The organism is Planctopirus hydrillae (genome assembly GCF_001707835.1).
Taxonomy (GTDB): domain Bacteria; phylum Planctomycetota; class Planctomycetia; order Planctomycetales; family Planctomycetaceae; genus Planctopirus; species Planctopirus hydrillae.
The window spans coordinates 76264-98667 of record NZ_LYDR01000151.1 but is presented as its reverse complement, the minus strand read 5'-3'; the positions used below and the strand labels follow the sequence as shown (position 1 = coordinate 98667).

Sequence of the window (22404 nt, the reverse complement as noted above, 5' to 3'; positions counted from 1 at the left end):
ATGGCCCGCTTGGCATATCGTTTCCAGATCAAGTGCGAGACACGCCTGCTGCTGTAGCCTGCCGGCAGATCGACCACGACCAACGCGACCATCAACTCGGGAATTTTTACTATGCAACGGGTTGTTCTTCTGGAACACAATCTGGCAGAAGCCAGTCGCATGGCCCGATTGCTGGTCGAGCAGGGCTTCGACGTCGAAATTACGAAGACCCCGGCCGAAGCGATTCAGGCCTGTCAGAAGTCACCACCGGATCTCGTGGTGACCGATATGCCCGAAAAGCGGACTGATGCCGACGACATGTCATTCATCAAATGGCTGCATCAGCATCAGCGGCAGGTCCCGATTGTCCTCTCGCTTTCGCGCAATGAAGAAATCTGCGCTCTGCAGGCTTTAGAGACCGGGGCTGTCAGCTACATCCGTAAACGATTGCTCGAACAGGATCTGCCGCAGACACTCAAGAACACTTACGGCTTACTCCAACGCATGACGGGGCAGAAGCGCATTCGCAAAGCGCTCGTGCGGGCTCACTTTCAGTATCAACTCGAGAATGATCCCACGCTGACACCGGCTGTTCTGGCGGGGGTGGAAGACGAACTCAAGCTGACGGGTCTGTTCGAACTGGCCGACATTACCCGCATGGTGATTGGCCTGCATGAGGCGATTGATAACGCGATCTTTCATGGCAACCTCGAAGTGAGTTCGGCTCTGCGCGATGCCGGTGCCACGAAGAGTTATTTTGAACTGGCGGAAAGCCGCCGGCATTTATCCCCATATTGCGAGCGGCACGTCGATTTCGAGATGCAGTTATCCCGCGAAGGGGCGGAGTTTCTGATTCGCGATGAAGGGCCGGGCTTCAATCCACAGGCCCTGCCTGATCCGACAGCGGCTGCCAATTTAGAACGCCCTTCAGGCCGGGGCTTACTGCTGATCCGCAGCTTTTTCGATGAAGTCGAATACAGCCCGACGGGAAGCGAACTCCGCCTCAAGAAAAAAGCCACCCGCAGCGCGGGCGAGGTGAAATAGCTTTCGGACCCAGCACCATCGGGTCCGCTGTGCGGACCATATTCCGCTTTATGGAATGTAGGGCGCATGCCAATGCACCAATGATGGCCAAATACGATACTGCAGGTGTATTCCGTCGGAACCGCAGGCACCCTTCACAATGAACTGCCGGTTCACCACGAAGAGCTGGCAAGAGCAGCCGCTCTCCCACGAAGACGCGGGCGAGGGTTTTTTCTCCTTCTCCCGTTCTGACGGCAGAAGGCCGGGATGAGCGTGAGCTAAAACGTATTTGGCGAATAATCCATCATCAGCTTTATCGCAGGACGCTCTTCATCTTCGCTCACTGAGAGTCAATCGGCGCCCCTGCGGAAGCCCTTGTGATTGAGGCATATCGATTGGTCAGACCCTCACCCGGCACTTTCGTGCCACCCTCTCCCACGCAGACGCGGGCGAGGGTCTTTTGCAATCCGGATGACAGTTGGAGATAGTGATTGCTCCAAGATGTTGTTTTGCAAAGTTTTGACGAGCCATGCCGATCGTTACAAAGGCCGAGTGTACGGGCAGTGGTGCGACCTTTAATCGGATGTTCTGAAATTCCATGGATGAGTTGTTCGATACGCATTGCCATCTCGATGAAGATGCCTTTCTGAATGAGCGGGACGATGTCATCGAGCGGGCGATTGCCCTGGGTGTCACCCGCATGCTCTCGATTGGTACGACTCTGGCCAGCAGTCAGCGAGCGATTGAATTGGCGGAGCGGGAGCCTCACGTGCGGGCTGCTGTGGGGATTCATCCGAATTACTGCTCTGGGACTCAGCCGACCGACTGGAGCGAGATCTGCCAGTTGGCACGTCATCCGCTGGTGCTGGCTGTGGGTGAAACCGGTCTGGATCAGTACTGGAAGCAGACACCCATCGAGTTGCAGCAGGATTATTTCCGCCGGCATATCGAACTGTCGTGGGAAGTGAAGAAGCCTTTTATTGTCCATTGCCGGGATGCAGAGCCTGAAACACTGCTGTTACTGGAAGAGATGTCGCGGATGGCTCCGCTGTGCGGTCTGATGCACTCGTTTGCCGGAAGTGCCGAGACGGCTCGGAAGTGTCTGGAGCTGGGTTTGTATCTGTCGTTTTCCGGGATGATTACATACAAACGCAATGAGGCCCTGCTGGCTGTGGCCACAGAAGCCCCTCTGGACCGGATTCTGATTGAGACTGACGCGCCGTATCTGGCTCCGGTTCCTTTGCGTGGAAAACGGAACGAACCGGCCCATGTCCGTTACACCTTGGGTAAGCTGGCCGATGCGAGGCAAATCGATCGCCATGAACTGGCGACGACAACGACTGCGAATGCGCTCCGGCTTCTGGGTTGGCCGGCACCATTGACCTGAGTTTGTTTGTCGAATGCCGGGTGAACCTCTCTTTCATCGAAGGGATGCTCTCGACTAGATTACGAGTTCGAGAGAAGATGTTTTTTGATTGGCCCTTGAGTGCTCGTTTTGAGGGCGTGTTGTCATTCCGGAAGGCATTCATGCGATTTGCAATCTGCCAGGAACTTTACGAAGGCTGGAGCTGGGAGCGTCAGTGCGCTTTCTCGGCGGAGCTGGGTTATCAAGGATTGGAAGTCGCACCGTTTACGCTGGCTCCACGGATTACGGATGTGAGCAGCGGGCAGCGGGCCGAGTATCGCCGGGTGGCTCAGTCGCATGGACTGTCGATCATTGGCCTGCACTGGCTGCTGGCGAAGACAGAGGGGTTTCATCTCACGACCAAGGAAGCGGCAGTTCGTCAGAAGACGGCGGCTTATCTGGCGGAACTGGCCCGAGGGTGTGCCGATCTGGGTGGTCAGATTCTCGTGCTGGGTTCACCACAGCAGCGGCAACTGGAAGTGGGGATGACGAAAGAAACGGGCATGGAGCATGCTCGGGAAGTGCTGGAAGCGATTGAACCTGTTCTGGCTGAGACCCGGGTGACGTTGTGCCTCGAGCCGCTGTCTCCTAAAGAGACCAATTTTCTCAACACGTGCGGCGAGGCTGTCGCGCTGATTGATCAGATTGGCTCGCCATGGATCCGACTGCATCAGGATGTGAAGGCAATGCTCAGTGAGCCGACGCCGATTGATCAGTTGATCATGAAGTACGCCAGCTATACGTCTCACTTCCATGTGAATGATGCCAATCTGCTGGGCCCTGGGATGGGGACGACAGATTTTGCACCGATTTTTGATGCACTGTTCAAGTCGGGCTATGCGAAGTGGGTGAGTGTGGAAGTCTTTGATTACAGCCCGGGAGCGGAAGTGATTGCCCGAGAGAGTATTGCTCACATGCAGCGCTTCTGCGAAGACGCCCGCTCCTGCTGAAGTGTCTGATTGTTGGGAGTTGGTTGTTGGGTGGCCAATTCTGGAAACCTCGCCCGTGTCTGCGATGGAAAGAGCCGGGTGAGGGTCTGCTCTATTCTTCCAACCGTAGGGTGCCATGCAGCGCCAGCGAAATGCACCAACTCTTCCCCCTTCACAGCCTTGGCGTCTTCGCCTCTTCGTGCAATGCTTTCTGCCACTTGCCAGAATTTGTCCATGTTTTCTCTTCCTGATCTTCGTGTCCTTCGTGGTGAACCAGTGACATGCGCTGCTCCCGTGAGAAGGGGTGAAGCCGCTTTGCCCATGTCTGCTCGCGGGGGACTCCCGGTCGCCAGCCATACGTCGAGGCCAGATCACAGCAGGTTCCCTCTGCCTGTTGTTATGGGCGGCCCATGAAGAGCAACAACCTTTCCTTATTCATTGCTCTTGGTGGAGCGTAGTGATGGAACTTGGGCTGTGATTCAAGTTCTCATCCCTCGAGATCAGGTGGCTCGCGCCCATCATCAGAGGGTATGACTCGAATCGAACGATCAAAAAGTCTGATCTTCTCATAAAATTTTTCGCATTGAGTTAAGGGATGCTGAAGGCTGGTCGTGAGTGATGGCCGATGATCGTGTCGAACCCGTCTTGCAAATGATGGAGCATGATCTGGAGAGGGGTGAGTGCATCATCCTAGAACATCTTTTCCTTCGAGGAGGGGATGTGATGATGGGCCGTGCAAGATGGCTGATGATCATGCGAGTGTGTCTGACAGACATTACAGAAACGTCTATTTTTCAGGCGTTTTTAAGAGATATTCCACGGATGCTCATGACACGATGCAGCTCATCACGTCAGAGCCAGAGGTTCTTCAGCAGTTGATGTGCATGGGTTTTGACGAGTCGCGATGCTGCATGTGATTGCGGTGTTCAAGACGTGATCTGCATGGTCTGGATGTGATGCATGAAGGTCGCGCAAAGGCAGGCTTGTGGCTGGCCATGAAGAGCAGGTTGTAAAAACCTTTCAGAATTCAACAGATTTTGAGTGCTGTGAGCAGATAATTGGCTTGAAGAATTTCAAGGAATTCATACGATGTCGCCAGTTCAGTGATGTTGTGATCAACATGCCTGTTGTCAAGTGAGTGAGATGACCTCTGCCAAGGTCGCAAACAACACGACAACAATCGTGATCAGCGAAGCAGGTTGATGATGACGTTACTCGACTCGCCAAGGTTGGCAGTCGGTTACGAACAGTTTTTATGTGACCCGCCTTTCTCCGCATGATGCCCGGTAAGCCAGCGGGAAGGATGGTCACGACAGTTCTCTTTTTTGGAGGAAGAGCAAGTGGCCAAGAAGAAAGCCGCCGTTAAGAAGGCCGTCGTGAAGAAGGCTGTTGCCAAGAAGGCCGTCGCTAAGAAGGCTGTTGCCAAGAAGGCCGTCGCCAAGAAGGCTGTGGCGAAGAAGGCTGTTGCCAAGAAGGCTGTCAAGAAGGCTGTGGCCAAGAAGACAGTCAAGAAGGCAGCTCCTGCTCCGACACCAGCTCCGTAAATCTTGAACCTCACCTGCGGGTGAGGTTTCAGGCGTTCAGGCAGGTCGTATTGCAAAATCGACCATCTGTCCTGAAGCGAGTGTTACGGGCAGCAGAATTCGGCGAGCCCAGATTCGATATGTGGCATGGGCGTTCCCAATGCTTCATCGAATCGACGCCCAGCCCCATCTCTCTGCGTGACCTGTTTCACTTTCAAGACGATTGACTTCACTTTTATGCACACAAGGCTGCCAAGTTTCGTGTAGTTCTCTACAGGAAACACACTTGCCTCAGTTCTCATGAGCTGATGGCGGTTGATGGATGAAAGTCGATCAGCCGGGCAGCAACGTTACAGCGAGCAGAGGGCGGCCATCCTGGAATGGCTGCCCTTTGCTGTTTTCTGGAGACGTCATTAACGCGAATTTCCCAGGAGAGCCTGGCGCTGGGTTGGTTATGTGCCATGCTTGCCCGGAGCTGCTGTCTATATACACAACTCTGAATGCCGATTGTTCTGCGGTGTGACTGGAGACTGCGTGGGTGGGGTCAAACGTCTTCGTTTGCCCCCAAGCTCATGGGACTCTGGTTGGTTCTTGACGAACAGCATGTAAAGTCATGATCTCTCTTTCGGATGCGTTTGCGCTGGGGAACCTTGTTGACCAGGGGGCGGATAAAGACATCCGACCCTTGCCACCCGGCGCGAAGACATGCTTGCCCAGAGCTGCAAGCATGGCACATAACACAATAAGACAGGGAGAAGACCCTCACCCTGCCCTCTCCCACGATGACGCGGGCGAGGGTTCCAGAGGGGAATGTGCATGGCGCGGCTTCTTGTTGCCGTGAAAATTCACGGCAACCCATAGACAAAGAGTTGGGCACGAGTTGGCCGGGCCACCCGTCACCTGTCACCCGTGTTAACGACGGAAAAGACCTTTGCTGAAAACACCCTCGCTGAGCAGCAGCAGCAATACCAGCAGGAGCAGCCAGCGGGGGAGATATTCGCTCGGGTTGTCGCTGCTTTTCACACGCGTATTTGAGGGGGGCGGCGCGCTGGAAGCTGCGGTCTCCTGCCCAGGCTGTTGAGAGATGAGCGGGGTGGGGCTTCCTGGAGTTCTGTGGCTGGCGTTTTCCGTGGCAGGCACAGGCCAGCGGGCAAGTGACGATTCGCGGAGATCAGGATTCACTGCGAACCAGAACCAGCCTGTTGCAGGACTCGATAGATCGCGGGAAGTGCCGGTATTCATGGATGGCGAAGGGATCAATCCCTGGGTGCTGCGAGACAGTCGATAGAGCCCGGCCTGATAAGGGACTGCCAAGGCTTGATCAGGCTGTGGGGCCACGAGTGTGTCTGCACCTCCAGGTGTACGCCAGATCCAGCTTGAGGTATTTGTTTCATTCGAGCTGTTCGGGCTCTGCATGGTTTTCAGAATGGCCGCATGGGGGAAGACTGGCTCACCGGCGATGGTACTGCGCACCTGCCGGGAATCAGCGGCTGCATAGCGCACCATTTCGTGGCTGAGAGGAACGAGACTATGTCCCCACAAGGCCCATGTTCCCCAGGTACGATCAAACGGAGTGGCCACAATCACCAGTCGACCAGCACCGACACTGCTGGTGACAATTGCCGGGTCGCCGGAACTGAATTGCAGTGCGACCTGGCTCTGGATTTCGGGCCGGGCCAGCATTCGCAGATAGGCGAAGGTTTTTGTTGCGGTTAAACCTGTCCCCGATTGACCGGCAAAGGGGAACAGGATGGGGTGCTGGTAGTTCAAAGGATCGAAGGAAAAGATTTCCTCGGGATTTTCCGGAGAGCCGACGATCGAATCGAGTTCGAGTGGCCACCATGAGGCCGACTGATTCAGTACGGAACGCCAGGCACCCAGTTGAATCTGGCTGCCGAAACCGATGATCAGGCCGCCACCTTGTCTTAGGTACGCTTCGACAGCATTCAATTCATTGGCTGAAAGTTCTGGAAGATCGCAGAGGCAGACGACATCGTACTCAGGGAGTCGATTCGAGAGCAGTTCATCCGCTGGGATCACGTTGATCTGGTACTGGTCTTGCTCATCGCTGGGATCGAGGGCCAGACGCAGAAAATCGGTCGCATTTTCAAAACGTGTTTTCGCAGGCTTGCCATCGACCAGCAGAATTTTGAGCCGGTCACGAATGGGAGCCACAAGATAACGGACATCATCCTGAGGGCGCTCATCGACGGGTAATCGCAGCGATTTGCCGGCATTCTCCTTGCGGTCGAGGCCCACTTCCATGGTGCGTTCTCCGGCGACTTCAAAACGGAGATCAAACGAAATGTTGGCTTCGGTCTGACGGCCCGAAGGAAGCTCCTGGGAATTCAGGATCACGGGGGCGGTTTGTGAGAGCTGGCCATCAACCTTGAGAAAGACCACGAGAGGTGCAGGATCTGCAGGTGGTTTCCCGAGGCTCGTGACCGTCACTTCGAGTCGAAACGATTCTTTTCGTAACAGGATCGGGGCCACGATTTCGGCTCTGGTGATGGCATAATTCGCGGGGATTTCAAAGCCCACGTCTTCCCATTGAAGAGCCGCGTGTTGTTGAATTTCGAGCAGGATCTGGCTGGTGGGTGTGCCGGGGGAAAGATCCCAGGTGGATTCCTGCAGGTCGGTGATCAGCGAGACCACCTGCTGCTCGAAGAGTGGCTCGCGCTCGGATGCAGGAGTCAGCCATTGACGAACACGGCGTAAGCTGGCGAGTGGATTGCCTGCCGATTGTGTGAGTTGAAGCTGATCGAGTTCCCGGAGGATTTCGGCCTTGGCGCGGGAAGGTTCGGAGATCAGGGCGCGTGCTTCATCGCCTTGAAGCAGCACCAGTTGGAACGCTGTCCCCTGAGGTGCGTTGTTGACGATTTCGCGGGCTCGATCGAGTGCCCTGCTCCAGGTGGAGGGTTGGTTTTGAGTCGCTGATAACGCTGACGGGAGAGCTTCGGCCCGGGCAGCGGTCAATGTCCCCATACTGAGCGTGGTATCGAGCAGGAGAATCTGCAGAGTCGAAGGGGTTTCGGAAACTGTAATTGCTGCTGAAGACCAGATGGGCCGGGCGAGTGCCACAGCCGGGAGCATGATGATTGCCAGACGAAAGGCGAGTTGCCAGAGTTCTTCCAGTTGCAATCGTCGGCGATTTTTTTCGATGGCGGCTGTGAGAAACTGCATGGCGGCCCAGGGGAGCCTGACCGGCTGGCGACGTTTCCACAGGTGCAGAACCAGCGGCACGACTCCCAGCAGCAGCCCCCACAACAACCATGGATCAGCAAAACTCACATCGGCATCCCGAAGACCATACTTTCAACTTCTGGTCATTATGATAGGGGGAATTCCGAGGAGATTGTAAGACTCAACCCGGAATTCCATGGTGATGAGTGGATGTCTGCATGCTTCCCCTGGTCAATCGAGTTCACGAGGACGAGTGCCTCTGTCAGGTTCCTCCCCATGAACATCGGGATGAACAACCAGCGCCCAACAAACTGGGGGCAAACGAGGACGTTTGACCCCAGCCACCCGCCGCTGGTGCATCACACGCCCAAATACGTGCGGGCTTGCCCTCATCCCGGCCTTCTCCCGTCGGAACGGGAGAAGGAGCTAAGAAACCCTCGCCCGCGTCTGCGTGGGAGAGGGTGGCACGAAGTGCCGGGTGAGGGTCTTTCCATTCGATGCGTATCGGTCAGCGAGGTATCCGGAGGGGCGCCAATTGACTGTCATTAGAGCGAGAAGGAAAAGCAGCTCGCGATAGAGCTCGTTGTGGATAGATCCCCAAATAGGTTCGGGCTCACCCTCATCCCGGCCTTCTCCCATCGGAACGAGAGAAGGAGCTAAGAAACCCTCGCCAGCGTCCGCGTGGGAGAGGGAAGAAAGGGTGGCAGGGGGTGGATGTGTGCATCTGCCAAGAGTGACCATGCGTTGCCAGCACGAATGCAATCGCGATATGTTTTCCTGAATGGATAGCATGTTTGTCATTAACAATCAGAGTCCAATGACATGGGGGTCCAACGAAGACGTTTGACCCCAGCCATACAGTCGTGGGAGGCATGCTGGCTTGGTATTAGCTTAAGACAAAGCCGCAAGCATGGCACTGAATGAGTTTGGCACTGATCATGGATGAAACTCAGCACGGGCAATCAACGACGGGGCCAAAGGAAGAACATGCGATTCGCCACACCAGACGCTGTGATGGAATATGCCCTGAACCTGGCTCGTCGTGGAGTCGGTTTTGTCGAGCCCAATCCGGCTGTGGGAGCTGTAGTGGTTGACGAACATTTGCAGCTTCTGGGCGAAGGCTGGCATGAAAAGTTTGGCGGGCCTCATGCCGAAGTGCATGCCCTGGCAAAGGCTGGTGAGAAAGCGCGCGGCGCCACGATTTACACCACTCTCGAGCCCTGCTCTCACTTTGGAAAAACACCTCCCTGTGCCGATGCGCTGATCGCGGCTGGAATTCGTCATGTGGAAACTGCAGTGATCGATCCGGCGGCTCATGTTTCGGGTCAGGGAATTCACAAATTGCGGCAAGCCGGCATCACGGTGAATGTTGGTCGCTGTGCAGACAAAGCCCGTGAACTGCTGGCCCCGTTTGTCGCCTTTCAATGTGCCAACAGGCCCTGGGTGCATGCCAAGTGGGCCATGACGCTGGACGGAAAAATCTCGACCAAGACCGGGCATTCGCACTGGATATCCAGCGAGGCATCGCGGCGGACTGTCCACGAACTGCGAGGACGTGTCGATGCCATCGTCGTCGGGATTGGCACTGTGCTGGTGGATGATCCGCAACTCAATGTCCGCCTGCCGGACGACTGGAAAGGACCACGGCGGACACCCGCGAGAATTGTGCTCGACTCGCGGCTGTCGATCAGCACGCACAGTCAACTGGTACAGACGGCAAGAAAGATCCCCACCATTGTGGCCACGATTGGCCCGGAACATCTGCAGATGGCCGAGAGAGAAGCCGACTGGCAGCAACGGCGGCAAGTGCTGGAAGCCGCGGGTTGCCAGGTGTGGTCGCTGCCTTGTGGCTCGACAGATATTGGTTTGGCGCATCACCCGTGCTTGATTCATCTGCTGGAAAAAATTCGCGCTGCCGGCATGGCCCATCTTCTGGTTGAGGGGGGCGCACGCATTCTGGGATCATTTTGTGATCTGGATCTGATCGATGAAGTGCATGCGTATATTGCACCGAAGCTGGTCGGAGGATCGGCGGCTTCATCGCCCATTGCAGGTAAAGGACGAATGACGATTTTCGAAGGTGAAGAGTTCGCTTCGGGAGCGTTTACCACGATCGACAAAGATGCGTATTTCCATGGAGTTCGCCGGGTGGCGATCGATCGCCTGCCGTGGATGAACCCTGTCGACGCGTGAAAGCTGGAAAATCCACCACAGAGCGACAGGGTCGAACTTTTGGCTGACTTCTGCCACACTTCGCAGAGGGTCATCTGGCCGCAGTGACCTATCGTGGATGATTGTGGGCCACTTGTTTGTCCTTTGTGAAATGTGCCAGGTTGATATGGTCGATGTGAGTCCGTTTTGTGGATGGCGTTATCAACTGGGGCAAGTCGGTGATCTGGCCGACGTGACGGCGCCGCCCTATGACGTGATCGGGCCGGAGGAACTGATCCAGTTCAGGCAGAAACATTCGGCGAATATCGTGCACCTGATCCTGCCGGAATCGCTGCCTGATGATCCAGTGCCCGATGAACGTTATCAACGGGCGGCTGCACTTCTGGCACAGTTCAAGCTCGATGGCATCCTGGCGCGTGATCATGCCGATGCCTATTACGTGTATCACCAGACATTCGAGATCGCTGGCGAAAGATATGTGCGAAAAGGATTTCTCGGGCGGCTCAAGCTCTCCCCGTTTGGTGCAGGCCAGGTCTTCCCGCATGAGCGCACGCTGGCGGCACCGAAGGCCGATCGGTTGAAGCTCTTTCGTGCTGTAAAGACCAATCTGTCGCCCATTTTCGGTTTGTATGAAGACCCGGCCGGTGAGATCGAACAGGTGCTGACGACCGCTCTGGCAGGTCAAACGGGGGTACAACTGATTGACGAACAGCGAGTCCTGCACCAGCTCTGGCCGATTACCGACCCGCAGGTGATGTCGAAAGTGACCTCGCTGATGAAGAGTCGGCCAGTGGTGATTGCGGATGGACATCATCGCTATGAGACGGCCCTCGCCTATCGCGATGAACTGGTGGCAACGGGCACAATCACGAATGAACTGCATGCCGCGAACTCGGTGATGTGCATGTTCGTCGCTTCGGAAGACGACGGGCTCATCGTGTTGCCGACACATCGCATCGTCAAAAACTGGCAGGGATTGACGGCTCAGCAGATTGGTATGGCGCTTACGCCAGTGTTTGAAGTGGATGTGGTCGGGAGCCATGCGACAGCAGCCCAGGATGCGTGGGATCTGGCACAATCCTGTGGGAACGGCTGTGCCCTCGCCCTGGGAACTTCTGCTGATTCGACGTGGGTAGTGGCTGAATTGAAAGACATGGCCTCGATGCGGCTGGCTTCTCCCGGCAAATCGGCTGAGTGGTGTCAGTTACCAGTCAGTGTGCTGCATCAACTGGTGCTGCCACGATTGGCACCACTGGTGCATCTACGGGAAGAAGCCGATCTCGAGTACGTCCATGAAGATCAGACAGCCGCCCGCTCCATCGAAGAAAAGACTGCCGGTCTGGCAGTGCTGGTTCCTGCGACGAGTGTCACCCAGGTGGAAATGATTGCCCAGGGAGGTGAGGTGCTACCTCCCAAATCGACCTACTTCTACCCCAAGCTCCGCTCGGGAATGGTGTTGAATCCGTTGACGTAAGATGGCAACGATTGGGCCATGTTGCCCCTCAATTCGTATCATCTGTTAACTATCAACCATGAGTCCATCAGGTTAAATCCATTCTGTGAACTTCTGAAGTTGAGAGACAAATTGAGTTAATCTCTGCGCATTCATGGTGCTGAGATAATCCTCGACACCTTTCGGAGGGTTTTTGAGACTCAATCGATGCCTTTTGACAGCGATGCAAACCTGAGTTGGCGTTGTTTCAAACAGACTTATAAGAAAGTTGTCTGGGTGTAATGCTTCGATGCCGTATGGTTTCAAAGATGTCTCAGGAAAATCCTTGAAATTGAATGTCAGGATTGTGTTGACTCCGGAGAAAATTGCTGCTGCCAGAACGTGTCGATCATCTGGATCTGGCAGTGCGACAGTTTCAATGAGCTGTTCGTAGCCTGTGATTAACCCGTCTGGAACAGAGGCTTCCATGAGTGCTCGAGTTCGCTGAAGTTGCTCGGGCTTCAGATCGGGGCGGTTGATGAGCACATTCCTGATCCACTCCTCGTGAATGGTCGGCGTCCATTGGGGGCGAAACAGGCCCATCACAGCGAGATGCATGAGCAGATCGCGCAATGGAGCCGGGTAAAGCACGCAGGCATCGCAAAGAACCGTCAGGTTTGCCACATCAGTAACCCATCCCCAATTCCTGAGCCTGGGCCGCCAGTTCATCCAGTGCTTGCAGTCGCTGCTGGTCCATCGCCTGTTTGTATTCCATTAAATCCTTGAACAGAATCCGGCGATGGGAGCCAACTTTTCGGTAGGGAATGAGATTGTTTTCCAATTGCTCAATGAGATAGGGCCGAGAGACATTGAGAATATCGGCTGCCTGCTGAGTGGTGAGTTCCACATGCATGGGAACAAGCATCACGGCATGTCCCTGAGCCATTTGTGCCAGGATATCCTTGAGCAGCTGCAATGCCGACACTGGAATTGAAAGCGTCTCTTCCGGCAGTTCTTGAGATTGAATTCGCAGTTGTAGCGACAAGTTGGGGCTGGTCACATCGTAATGGGCCAATTGCCGGCAGCCTTCGAGCGCGAGTCGTGCATCGACGGATGACGGTGTGATCATGTCGGTGGTGACATTTCTTTGTTTTGACATCAGCACGCACTCCTCGACATTGAATTATAGACGCAATCGAAGCCAACGCAATATTCGAAACATTCGAAACAGCTTTTTTCAATCGGTGCCAACCGAATGCTGCTCAAAAAGCACTTTCGAAAGCACAAGATTTGTCGATGCGAAACGTGGCCTGGCCAAGGCTGTTCTTTTGACTCACTTCGCGGGAGAATCTGGACCATGTCGGTGTGAGTTCTTACCGGTGTGAGTTTTGTTTCGGGCTCGAAGAATTCAATGCCTGTTGCCCTTAAGGGGCGACCTCACGGATGAAAGTGTGCCTTCCATGCGGACGAAAGTTGCTGATTGCCTGAAGAAAACTGCTCCTGGAACGATTGTCGATGTGCGTGGCTGGGTGCGAACCCGGCGGGAGTCGAAACAGGGGTTTGCCTTCATTGAACTCAATGATGGAAGTTCGTTTGCCAATCTGCAGATCGTGGCCGACAAGTCGCTGCCGGATTACGAGGAATTGATCAAGCTGGTGCAGACCGGGGCGAGTCTCGCGGTGACGGGGGAACTGAAAGAGTCGCCAGCGCAAGGGCAGAAGGTGGAACTGCATGCCCGGACTTTGAAAGTGCTGGGGCAGGCCGATGCCGCAAAGTACCCGCTGCAGAAGAAGGGGCACAGCTTCGAGTTTCTGCGGGAAAAAGCCCATTTGCGGCCGCGCACAAACACATTTGGTGCGATGGCTCGCGTCCGCAATGCGATTTGCGACGCCATTCATCGCTACTTTCAGGATCGCGGTTTTCTTTACATTCACGCGCCGATCATCACGACGAGTGATTGTGAGGGAGCCGGTCACATGTTTCAGGTGACAACGCTTGATCTGGCAAAACTGGGACAGTTGCAGGGTTCCAGAAACAGTGAAGCTGGCAAGCCTTTCGAAATTGATTACACGAAAGACTTTTTTGGCAAGAAAGCCGGCCTGACAGTGAGTGGTCAACTGGAAGGCGAAATCTTTGCGTGCTCCGTGGGAGATTGTTACACGTTTGGGCCGACCTTCCGCGCTGAGAACAGCAATACCACCCGGCATCTGGCCGAGTTCTGGATGATTGAGCCTGAGATGCCGTTCTATGAACTGGAAGACAATATGGCTCTGGCGGAGGACTTTGTCCGGTCAGTGATCAAGAGTGTGCTGGCCCGCTGTCCGGATGATCTGCAGTTCTTCAATGATCGCATTGAGCCGACGCTGCTGGCGACACTAGAGAACATTACGGAACATGACTTCATCAAGCTGACCTACACCGAGGCGGTCGAGATCCTGCTGAAATCGGGGCAGAGCTTTGAGTATCCCGTGGGCTGGGGGAAGGATCTGCAATCGGAACATGAACGGTTTCTGACCGAGAAACACTTCAAGCAGCCAGTGATCCTGACGGATTATCCGCGAGAGATTAAATCATTCTACATGCGGGCGAATGATGATGGGAAAACCGTCCGGGCCATGGATGTGCTGGTCCCTGGCATTGGTGAAATCATTGGTGGGAGCCAGCGTGAAGAGCGACACGATGTGCTGATCAGCCGCATGCAGGAATGCGGTTTGAATCCTGCCGATTACTGGTGGTACCTCGAACTGCGGGAGTATGGCACAGTTCCTCACAGTGGCTTCGGGCTGGGTCTGGAAAGAACCGTGCAGATGATTACCGGCATGCAGAACATTCGCGACTGCATTCCATTCCCGCGAACTCCGAAATCGGCTGACTTTTAACAATTGCCAGCCAATAAAAGAGGCCTGTGAAACGGGGCCGATCCGCTACAATACCTTGCGGAGACTGAGAATCTGTCGGTAGGGAGCCAGCCAGGCTGCTTGACCCCAATCGGCAGGCTCGCGACACTGAAGTTGGGCTGGCAATCGGAAATCCAGGCTGTGGCGTGGAAGTTGTCTGCGAAACGGCTCAGGCGGCAGACTTTTGTGCAGCCAGTATCCTGGCTATGGTCGGATATCGCAAACTGTTACTTTATAATCACTTAGATCATTTTTCACGCACTGGAATTCTTCTTGGATTCTGGTTCGACTGAACAAAATTATCCACACAAAACCGGCTCAGGCAGTCCATGTTTGATCAGCGATTTATTCGTAACTTCTCGATCATTGCCCATATTGATCACGGGAAAAGCACTCTCGCCGACCAGCTTCTGCTGAAAAGTGGAGCCATTACCCAGCGGGAATTCCGCGAGCAGATTCTCGATGACCTGGATGTGGAACGAGAACGCGGCATTACGGTCAAAGCGCGGGCGGTGGCCATCCGTTACACGCTGGATGGGCAGGAATACGAGATCAATCTGATCGATACGCCTGGTCACGTGGACTTTCATTATGAAGTCTCACGAAGTCTGGCCGCTTGTGAAGGGGCGTTGCTGGTTGTCGATGCTTTTCAGGGAGTGCAGGCTCAGACGGTGGCCAATGCGTACGCCGCAATTGGTTGCGATCTGGAAATCATCCCTGTGCTCAACAAGATCGATCTGCCGGTCACCCGTATTCCCGAGGTGATGGAAGAAATCGAATCGGTCGTAGGGCTGGATACATCGAATGCACTCAAAGTCTCTGCCAAAGCTGGTATTGGGATTGAAGATGTCTTCAAGGCCATTGTCGAGCGGATACCGGCACCCAAAGGGAAGCCGGATGATCCATTGCGGGCACTGGTCTTCGACAGCAAATATGATCATTACCGTGGTGTGATCACTTACATCCGTGTAAAGGAAGGGACGATTTCCAAAGGCCAGAAAATCTATTTCATGAAGGCCGGGACAGCCCATGAGATTCTGGAAATTGGCCAGTTCCGACCCCATATGCTCCCTTGCGAAGAACTGGGACCTGGCCAGGTGGGTTACATCGTCACGGGCATTAAAGTGCTGGGCAACGTGCATGTGGGAGATACCGTCTGCGATTATCTGAGGCGACCAGCCGCTCCACTTCCCGGTTATGAAATTCCTCAGCAGATGGTGTTCTGCGGGATGTACCCGATTGATGCCTCAGATTTTGAGCATCTCCGGGAAGAACTCGCCCGCATGAGCCTCAATGATGCCAGCTTCAGTTTTGCTGCCGATACGAGTGAAGCTCTGGGATTTGGTTTCCGCTGCGGATTTCTGGGGATGCTCCACATGGAGATCATCCAGCAGAGGCTCGAAAAGGAAGCCAATGTCGATCTGATTCAAACGGCACCGAACGTGACGTATCAGATTCTCAAGACCAACGGAGAAGAAGTTTTTATCGATAATCCTCAGGAAGTCCCTGATGCGGGCTCGATTACCGAGTTTCGCGAGCCGATTGCAAAAGTCGCGTTCATTCTGCCCAGTGATAAGATCGGCGCCGTCATGCAGATGTGTGCTGACCGGCGGGGTGTCTTTGTCACCACGGAATTCTTAGGCCCGCAGCGGGCTCAACTGGTGTGGGAACTTCCACTGGCTGAAATCGTGTTCGACATGTACGACAAGCTTAAGAGTATCACTCAGGGCTATGGCACCATGAACTACGAGATTATTGGCTACCGTGCCGCAGATCTCGTGAAGATGGATATCCTGGTTAAGGGCGAACGGGTCGATGCGCTTTCCACAATTGTCCACAGGACGTCGGCAGAAAGGCGCGGCCGGGCTTTGTGTAAGCGGCTCAAAGAGGAAATCTCCCGGCATCAGTTCGAGATTCCGATTCAGGCCGCACTGGGGGCACGAATTATCGCCCGTGAGACTATTTCTGCGGTTCGTAAAGACGTGACTGCCAAGTGCTACGGCGGTGATATCAGCCGCAAGCGCAAGCTGCTGGAAAAGCAGAAAGAGGGCAAGAAGCGTATGAAGCAATTCGGCTCTGTCGAGATCCCCCAGAAGGCCTTCCTCTCCGTGCTTGATACGGGGAATGATGAGTAGGGGTGGCCTTTTGGTCCCCCGTTGGGTCCGCTGTGCGGACCATATTGGGCTTATCGCCGGAACGAGAGATGAAAGTTAGTAGGGCAGGCTCCCGCCTGCCGTCCTTGCTGCAAATAATTCAACGACTCCCAGTTGCGTAGCATAAATCGCCCAGTAGCAGTAGCCCGCAAGATTGACCCACAGATCGGTGGCCGATTCCTGCGCTCGTCTGAGGCCACCACCAAAGTGAGTCCCGATCCCTTCGTCTCTGCCAATGGCACCGGCGTATCACTCAGGAGTCAGGGATGTTTTAAATCCGCTAATTGTTGTCTCTTATGTCAGTAATATACTTATCCGCAAGAGGGTAGATAGTAGCTGATCGGTTCTTACGAATGGGTTTCACTGAATTCCAGCTAGAATAGCTGTCATCTATCAACTCGCTAGGCGCCTTCGAACCTTCAAACACCTCAGATGCATCAATAATCACACCGAAGTATATCATTTCATGGAGACTCACCTCTTCTGTGTTCGACCTTTGCTCGCTCCGCTTTCCGCCACACGTGATAAAATGGATCCACTTTGGTCTTCCTGTAACAATTTTAGAGGTAAGGAGCGGGGAACTTCCGTCGAGTTCCGTCTCTCCACGCACTTCAAAAAGAAAGTGAATACCATTCGCTGCGTACGCGCTTTTGAAATTGTTGCGACACTCCGTTATTGAGCTTTCACATGCTCTTATTATGTCCACGCTTGAGTCTGAAAAGTCATCGGCATTCCTGATTACAAATGCAAAATCCGGATAAGTGTCAAAGGATGAATCATATGAATTTAGAAAAGGAGAGAAGTTACGAGAAAAGCCTTCATACCAGTCAGTTCGTTCACTAGGCTTGTCCCCTTTAGGTATCGAAAGAAATAGGAATGCAATCAAGATAGAAAGCATTATCAACACAATGCTTAACGACATATACCTATGAGTCGTTGACATTTACACGTCCCTTAAGATGATTCTCAAATGAGTTCGTTATAGCTATTGTACGTTCCGTGCCCGCTGTTGTATCTTCTCAGTTAGTGGGGCAGGCTCCCGCCTGCCGTCCTTGCAGCGGATAAGGCAACCACTCCCAGTTGTGCACCATAAATCGCCTAGTTGCAGTAGCCCGCAAGATTGACCCACAGATCGGTGGTGGATTCCTGCGACCGGCTGCGGCCAGCACCACAATGAGTCCTGACCCCTTTGTTTTGCCCTATAGTCACGAAAGACAACGAAGCAAAGGCTCATTTCGAGACGACTCCATCAGTAATAATTACAAAGCCATTGACCGTTCCAGCAATGACTCTTGGTCGTTCCTGTCTGTTTGGAATGAACGTCATACAAGTCACTGGAATGACTAAATCATCGAAGCATTTCCAGCTGAAGTCGCCTTCTTGGCCTCTTACCATGATGACCCCACTACGATCGAGTAAAGCGCTGGTCGCAAACACCTGTCGGGTTGATTGTTCTTGAAAAAACAATGGTGCAATGTTTCCAAGAAACACCTTGTCACTCGTTGAAGACTTGTTGAACTCTCTGACCCACCCCGCTCCTCCGTCGCCAGCTTCGGAAGAAATGAAATCTCCGTTCTTCAATTGGCACAAATCGACGAATCCAGTACTTCTCGCTTTGTAAGAAGTCACTGGAGTGGTTTTCAAATCTGCAAGGCTCAGTTCCAGCAGGCTCCCGTCAATCGTTCCGCAAAGAAGCGAATCCTTCTCCGCCATCGCAAAACAGCTGGCCTGTGAGATCCGAGTTGATTTGCTGTTCCACTGCCCACTCTCCTGGCGACGAAATACTTGCAAGTCACCATCCAGGCTTAAGGTGACAAAACAATTCGCAGAGACTGTCAATACGCGAATAACTGGCGACTTATGATTGGTTACCATCCAGTGGAAATGGAGTTCCGGCAGCGATGCGATTGCGATCTTTCCGTCTGAAAGCCCCAGCACTGCCTCATCCCGGCTAGGAAACATTGCGCTGCAAGTCGAGTGGGCGTCCGGTAAATTATAAGTCTTAAGACATCGACGATCGTTTAGGCTCCAAGCGCTGATACGTCCGGACTCACTTCCGACAAGCAGCCAGTCATTGATCGTGGCTAGAGTATGTATCGTCGAGTTACATGCACCGATAACAACTCGTCGAGGGGGAGAAGACTCTTCCGCGGTGGCGACAGGCAAAGAACAGATTAAAATCCAGGCGATAACTGCGTTGACGCATCGCACCATTAACTTCTGAGCACTCATGGCCTATTTCCTTTACTCAATGTCCGAGGGTGGCACAGGTGGCTCGTCCGCAAGCTAACTGTGTGCCGGAGGCAAAAGAGGTTTCGTTGACGGAAAAGTCCCGATGCTGATCCCTGATCATGGTAGATCGTGATCTCTCAGAACTGCAATAGAGCCAGAACCCTCCTGTGGCTTCACCACCCCGGTAGAACTCAGGATTTCAACCGGGGCCACCCTGCGAGTGCATGATACAACTCACCCGCCTCACAGGCTCATAGTATTCCTGGTATCGCAGCAGGCTTTCAAACACCCAAAACAAAACAATCAGTCCTGACCCATTTGTTTCTGCGCTGTTTCTCTGTTTCTGCTGACCCCTTTGTTTCTGTGTCTCTGCAAACGCTTATCGATTTGACTATGCACGCCCATTCATGGGAATCTATTCGAATGAATCGGACGGGCAATGGTCCGAGCGATCTCTGACTGTAATCTCTTCAAAGACATTTTCCATGAGACAATTCTCATTGTTGGCGCTGGCTTGGGTCTCCCTGATCTCTTGCGCGTTGGCTGCGCAGCCGAATGTGCTGTTGATTTGTGTCGATGATCTGCGGCCTGAGCTGGGGTGCTATGGTTCGCGAAGTGTTTCGACCCCGCACATCGATGCGCTGGCGAGTCGCAGCCGGCTGTTCACCCGGCACTATGTTCAGGCACCGACCTGTGGAGCCTCCCGGTGTACGCTGCTCACCGGCCGGTATGGCCCGGCTGGCAATAATGCCCTCTTTGAACTGGCCAAACGCCGCAAGCAGGATGGCGATGCGGTGCCACCTTCGATGCCCGAGTACTTTCGAGGCCAGGGGTACACGACGGCTTCTGTCGGAAAAGTCTCGCATCATCCCGGTGGTCGTGGTGGAGCCAACTGGGATGATGACAACCAGATCGAAATGCCCGGTGCCTGGACTCGACACCTCATGCCCACCGGCCTATGGAAGCATCCCCGGGGAGCCATGCACGGATTGGCACATGGTGAAATCCGGGCATCAGAAAAAGGGAAAATGGCGGTCTTTCAGGCGACTGAAGGGACCGATGACATTTATCCGGATGGTCTGATTGTCGAAGAGTCACTCCGACAACTGGATGAGCTGGCCAGCGAAGACAAACCGTTCTTTCTGGCGGTGGGATTGATTCGGCCTCACCTGCCGTTTGGATCTCCTGCAAAATACTTCGAAAAAGTGAGCCAACTCCCCTTATTGCCCATTCCTCATCCGGAAAAGCCAACCTGGCCATCGACGTGGCATGGCTCGAATGAGTTGAGGCAGTACCAGTTGTGGGAGAAAGATCCCGTCAAAGACCCATCATTCGCTGATGAAATTCGTCGGCACTACTACGCCTGCGTGACCTATGCCGATGCGAATGTGGGCCGCCTGCTGGAAAAGCTGGCTGCCACGAAAGGGGCCGACAATACGATTATCGTGCTGTGGGGAGACCATGGCTGGCATCTGGGTGAACATGCGGTGTGGGGCAAGCATACATTGTTTGAAGAATCGTTGAGATCGCCGCTGCTGATCTCGACCGGTCAGTTGAAACAACCGGGTGAAGCAACCAAAGCCGTCGTCGAAACGATCGATGTTTTCCCCACGTTGTGCGAACTGACCGGGCTGGAAATTCCCTCGTTTGTGCAGGGTGTGAGTCTCATTCCACAGATCAATGATCCGAGAGCCACAGGGCATGTCGCATTCTCGTACTCGGGGAAAACCCGGACGATACGGACAGATCGCTACCGCTTGATTGCTCATTCCGACAAAGCCGGAACGGTGGAATTGTTTGACCATGCCGTTGATGCAGGTGAAACAAGAAACATCGCCGACACTCAGCCTGAGGTCGTCAGTTCCTTGCAGAAAGAACTCAATCAGCGGCTGCCCCCTCGTTAAGGGCGGCTATGTGATCGTGACTTCGACACCCAATCGGTAAAAAAGCAAAAAACGCCTCGCGGCTCAGGCCACGCGGCGTTTTTTAATGGGGGTTTTCAGATCACTGGTCAGATATCAATTCGGCCGTCCTCAAGAATCGTCTCTTTCAAGTTATGGATAGAACGGGCTGTTGTTGTTGCGGTAGCTGTTATTGGCTGATGGGTAGGTGCGGTATCGGTCATTGCTGTAGTAGTTCGAAGGTGTCGAATAGTTATAGTTATTGACCGGTGCCTGGTACTGGTAAGGTCGGCTGTAGTTCACGGGAGTGTAAACTGGCTGACTAAAGTTACTGCTGTTGCCGTAGTACCCGTTGTTGCCGTAGTACCCGTTGTTGCCGTAGTACCCGTTGTTGGCTGGGAAGCACTGGCCGTTGACGCAGTTAACCGGTGGGCAGACACCGCCCGGGCAGTTTCCATAAACGCCTGTGTTGTTCTGATAAGAGACAGGAGCGTAGGAAACAGGGCGGGCATAGCCGTTGTTATAGGCTGGTGCATAACTGACTGGCTGGTAGCGATTCACTGCTGGTGGGCAGTTCCCGGTACTGCAGTTGCTGGCTGGTGGCTGCAGGATGCCCAACCCCAGGTTGGGAAGCCATTGAGCCTGAGCTGACGATGCAGCCAATCCGAGAGTCAGAGCGGCCATCGAGAAGAGTGTCTTGAAGGTCATGATTCGCTTCCTCTATGAAGAGTTTGCCGCGTGGATCTTCCCTGTGATGCAGCACAGGCCGAAGAGTTGCGACTGATGTTCTTTCGCCAGGTGTCTCTCTGGCGGGAACGGCGAATCATTTATGCACCATCTGTGCCAATCGAAAAAATCCGTTCGATGACTATACTGCAGCGGTGTACACACCGTCAAACTCTACGCACTCCTCTCTATCCTCACAGGCCCACTGAAATTTTTACACTCGCGAATATCATTTATACACACAACTCAGTCTTAAAGATATCGTATTGATAACACATGGGTTTTGGTGGTTCGTAATTCTTTCACGGAGGGGATGGCAGAATTTCCAAAGTTACAACCTGGGTGGCAGTCGTTCGGCGAGTCTTGCCGGTTTCTCATCAAAAATTGCGTTTTTGACACGTTTTCAGGGGATTTATCGCTGTGCCAAAGCGAATGGCACGGTCTCTGCATTAGGGTGGTGGCATGGCGAACGGCAAGGAGCCTCGCCAGGAACCACAACAAGACGAGAGGATGCGATCATGCTGGTACTGACACGCAAGCGAAATGAAACGATTCAAATTGGCCAGGATATTGTTATCCGAGTGATCCACACAAGCACTGGTGCGGTGAAAATTGGAATTGAGGCCCCACGGGAAGTCTCTGTTGTGCGTGGTGAACTTGCTCAGCAACGACTCGCTGCGGCACTGGGTTCCCAGGGAATGGAAGTGAGCCACGAAGAAGCCGCCACGTTACTGGCCGCTGGTTAATTCGCAGGGACTGCTGTGGTCGGTCGGCAATGCAGGGGATGAATTAGGTCTGGTTGTTGTTTCGGGTTTTTCACTTTCTGGGCCATTGAGATCAATGGGCCTT

The 22404-nt window shown here is 53.9% G+C and carries 15 protein-coding genes; 10 read left to right on the top strand and 5 right to left on the bottom strand.

The features are described from left to right. The first annotated feature begins 111 nt into the window (after positions 1-111). The 4 genes from A6X21_RS18910 (at position 112) to A6X21_RS18885 (ending at position 4880) form a co-directional block, all read left to right on the top strand. The gene (locus A6X21_RS18910) at positions 112-1023 is read left to right on the top strand and encodes an ATP-binding protein (protein ID WP_068851194.1); all 912 of its coding nucleotides are present in this window, start codon (positions 112-114) and stop codon (positions 1021-1023) included. 577 nt (positions 1024-1600) lie between these two features. Next, complete coding sequence (locus A6X21_RS18900; protein ID WP_068851188.1) at positions 1601-2389, top strand: TatD family hydrolase; 789 nt, start codon at positions 1601-1603, stop codon at positions 2387-2389. A 140-nt stretch (positions 2390-2529) separates the two neighbouring features. Continuing rightward, positions 2530-3357, top strand: a complete 828-nt coding sequence (locus A6X21_RS18895; protein ID WP_068851269.1) for a sugar phosphate isomerase/epimerase family protein — start codon at positions 2530-2532, stop codon at positions 3355-3357. 1319 nt (positions 3358-4676) lie between these two features. Further along, on the top strand, positions 4677-4880 hold the full coding sequence (locus A6X21_RS18885; protein WP_068851266.1) for a histone H1: 204 nt from the start codon (positions 4677-4679) through the stop codon (positions 4878-4880). Between the two features lie 891 nt (positions 4881-5771). Here A6X21_RS18885 and A6X21_RS18875 read toward each other — a convergent pair. After that, positions 5772-8150, bottom strand: a complete 2379-nt coding sequence (locus A6X21_RS18875; protein WP_068851178.1) for a BatA domain-containing protein — start codon at positions 8148-8150, stop codon at positions 5772-5774. An 879-nt stretch (positions 8151-9029) separates the two neighbouring features. On the opposite strand from A6X21_RS18875, the gene ribD reads away from it, so the two are divergent. Next, positions 9030-10235: a bifunctional diaminohydroxyphosphoribosylaminopyrimidine deaminase/5-amino-6-(5-phosphoribosylamino)uracil reductase RibD gene (gene ribD / locus A6X21_RS18870; protein ID WP_083233737.1), complete on the top strand. Its 1206-nt coding sequence runs from the start codon at positions 9030-9032 to the stop codon at positions 10233-10235. Positions 10236-10332: 97 nt separating this feature from the next. Then, on the top strand, positions 10333-11688 hold the full coding sequence (locus A6X21_RS18865; RefSeq protein WP_083233732.1) for a DUF1015 domain-containing protein: 1356 nt from the start codon (positions 10333-10335) through the stop codon (positions 11686-11688). A gap of 72 nt (positions 11689-11760) precedes the next feature. On the opposite strand, the gene A6X21_RS18860 is transcribed toward A6X21_RS18865, so the two are convergent. Beyond that, the gene (locus A6X21_RS18860) at positions 11761-12375 is read right to left on the bottom strand and encodes a PIN domain-containing protein (RefSeq protein WP_068851169.1); all 615 of its coding nucleotides are present in this window, start codon (positions 12373-12375) and stop codon (positions 11761-11763) included. After that, positions 12332-12805: a helix-turn-helix domain-containing protein gene (locus A6X21_RS18855; RefSeq protein WP_068851166.1), complete on the bottom strand. Its 474-nt coding sequence runs from the start codon at positions 12803-12805 to the stop codon at positions 12332-12334. Before A6X21_RS18855 ends, A6X21_RS18860 begins: the two co-directional genes overlap by 44 nt. A 301-nt stretch (positions 12806-13106) precedes the next feature. Between A6X21_RS18855 and asnS the strand changes: the two genes are divergently transcribed. Beyond that, on the top strand, positions 13107-14525 hold the full coding sequence (gene asnS, locus A6X21_RS18850) for an asparagine--tRNA ligase (protein WP_068851164.1): 1419 nt from the start codon (positions 13107-13109) through the stop codon (positions 14523-14525). A 347-nt stretch (positions 14526-14872) separates the two neighbouring features. Continuing rightward, positions 14873-16678, top strand: a complete 1806-nt coding sequence (lepA, locus tag A6X21_RS18845; protein WP_068851161.1) for a translation elongation factor 4 — start codon at positions 14873-14875, stop codon at positions 16676-16678. A 1248-nt stretch (positions 16679-17926) separates the two neighbouring features. On the opposite strand, the gene A6X21_RS18835 is transcribed toward lepA, so the two are convergent. Continuing rightward, positions 17927-18928, bottom strand: coding sequence for a hypothetical protein (locus A6X21_RS18835; protein WP_131818441.1), 1002 nt, complete (start codon positions 18926-18928; stop codon positions 17927-17929). A gap of 485 nt (positions 18929-19413) precedes the next feature. Between A6X21_RS18835 and A6X21_RS18830 the strand changes: the two genes are divergently transcribed. Further along, a complete protein-coding gene (locus A6X21_RS18830) occupies positions 19414-20832 on the top strand; it encodes a sulfatase (RefSeq protein ID WP_068851153.1) in 1419 nt (472 codons plus the stop codon). A gap of 150 nt (positions 20833-20982) precedes the next feature. Here the strand turns inward: A6X21_RS18830 and A6X21_RS18825 are convergent, their stop codons facing one another. Next, positions 20983-21537 (bottom strand): hypothetical protein, encoded by a 555-nt coding sequence (locus A6X21_RS18825; protein WP_068851150.1) that lies wholly within the window; start codon positions 21535-21537, stop codon positions 20983-20985. Between the two features lie 410 nt (positions 21538-21947). Here A6X21_RS18825 and A6X21_RS25270 point away from each other — a divergent pair, with 410 nt between their 5' ends. Next, positions 21948-22301 carry a carbon storage regulator gene (locus tag A6X21_RS25270; RefSeq protein WP_240490326.1) on the top strand — a complete coding sequence of 118 codons (354 nt, stop codon included), beginning with the start codon at positions 21948-21950 and terminating at the stop codon, positions 22299-22301. Positions 22302-22404: the final 103 nt, after the last annotated feature.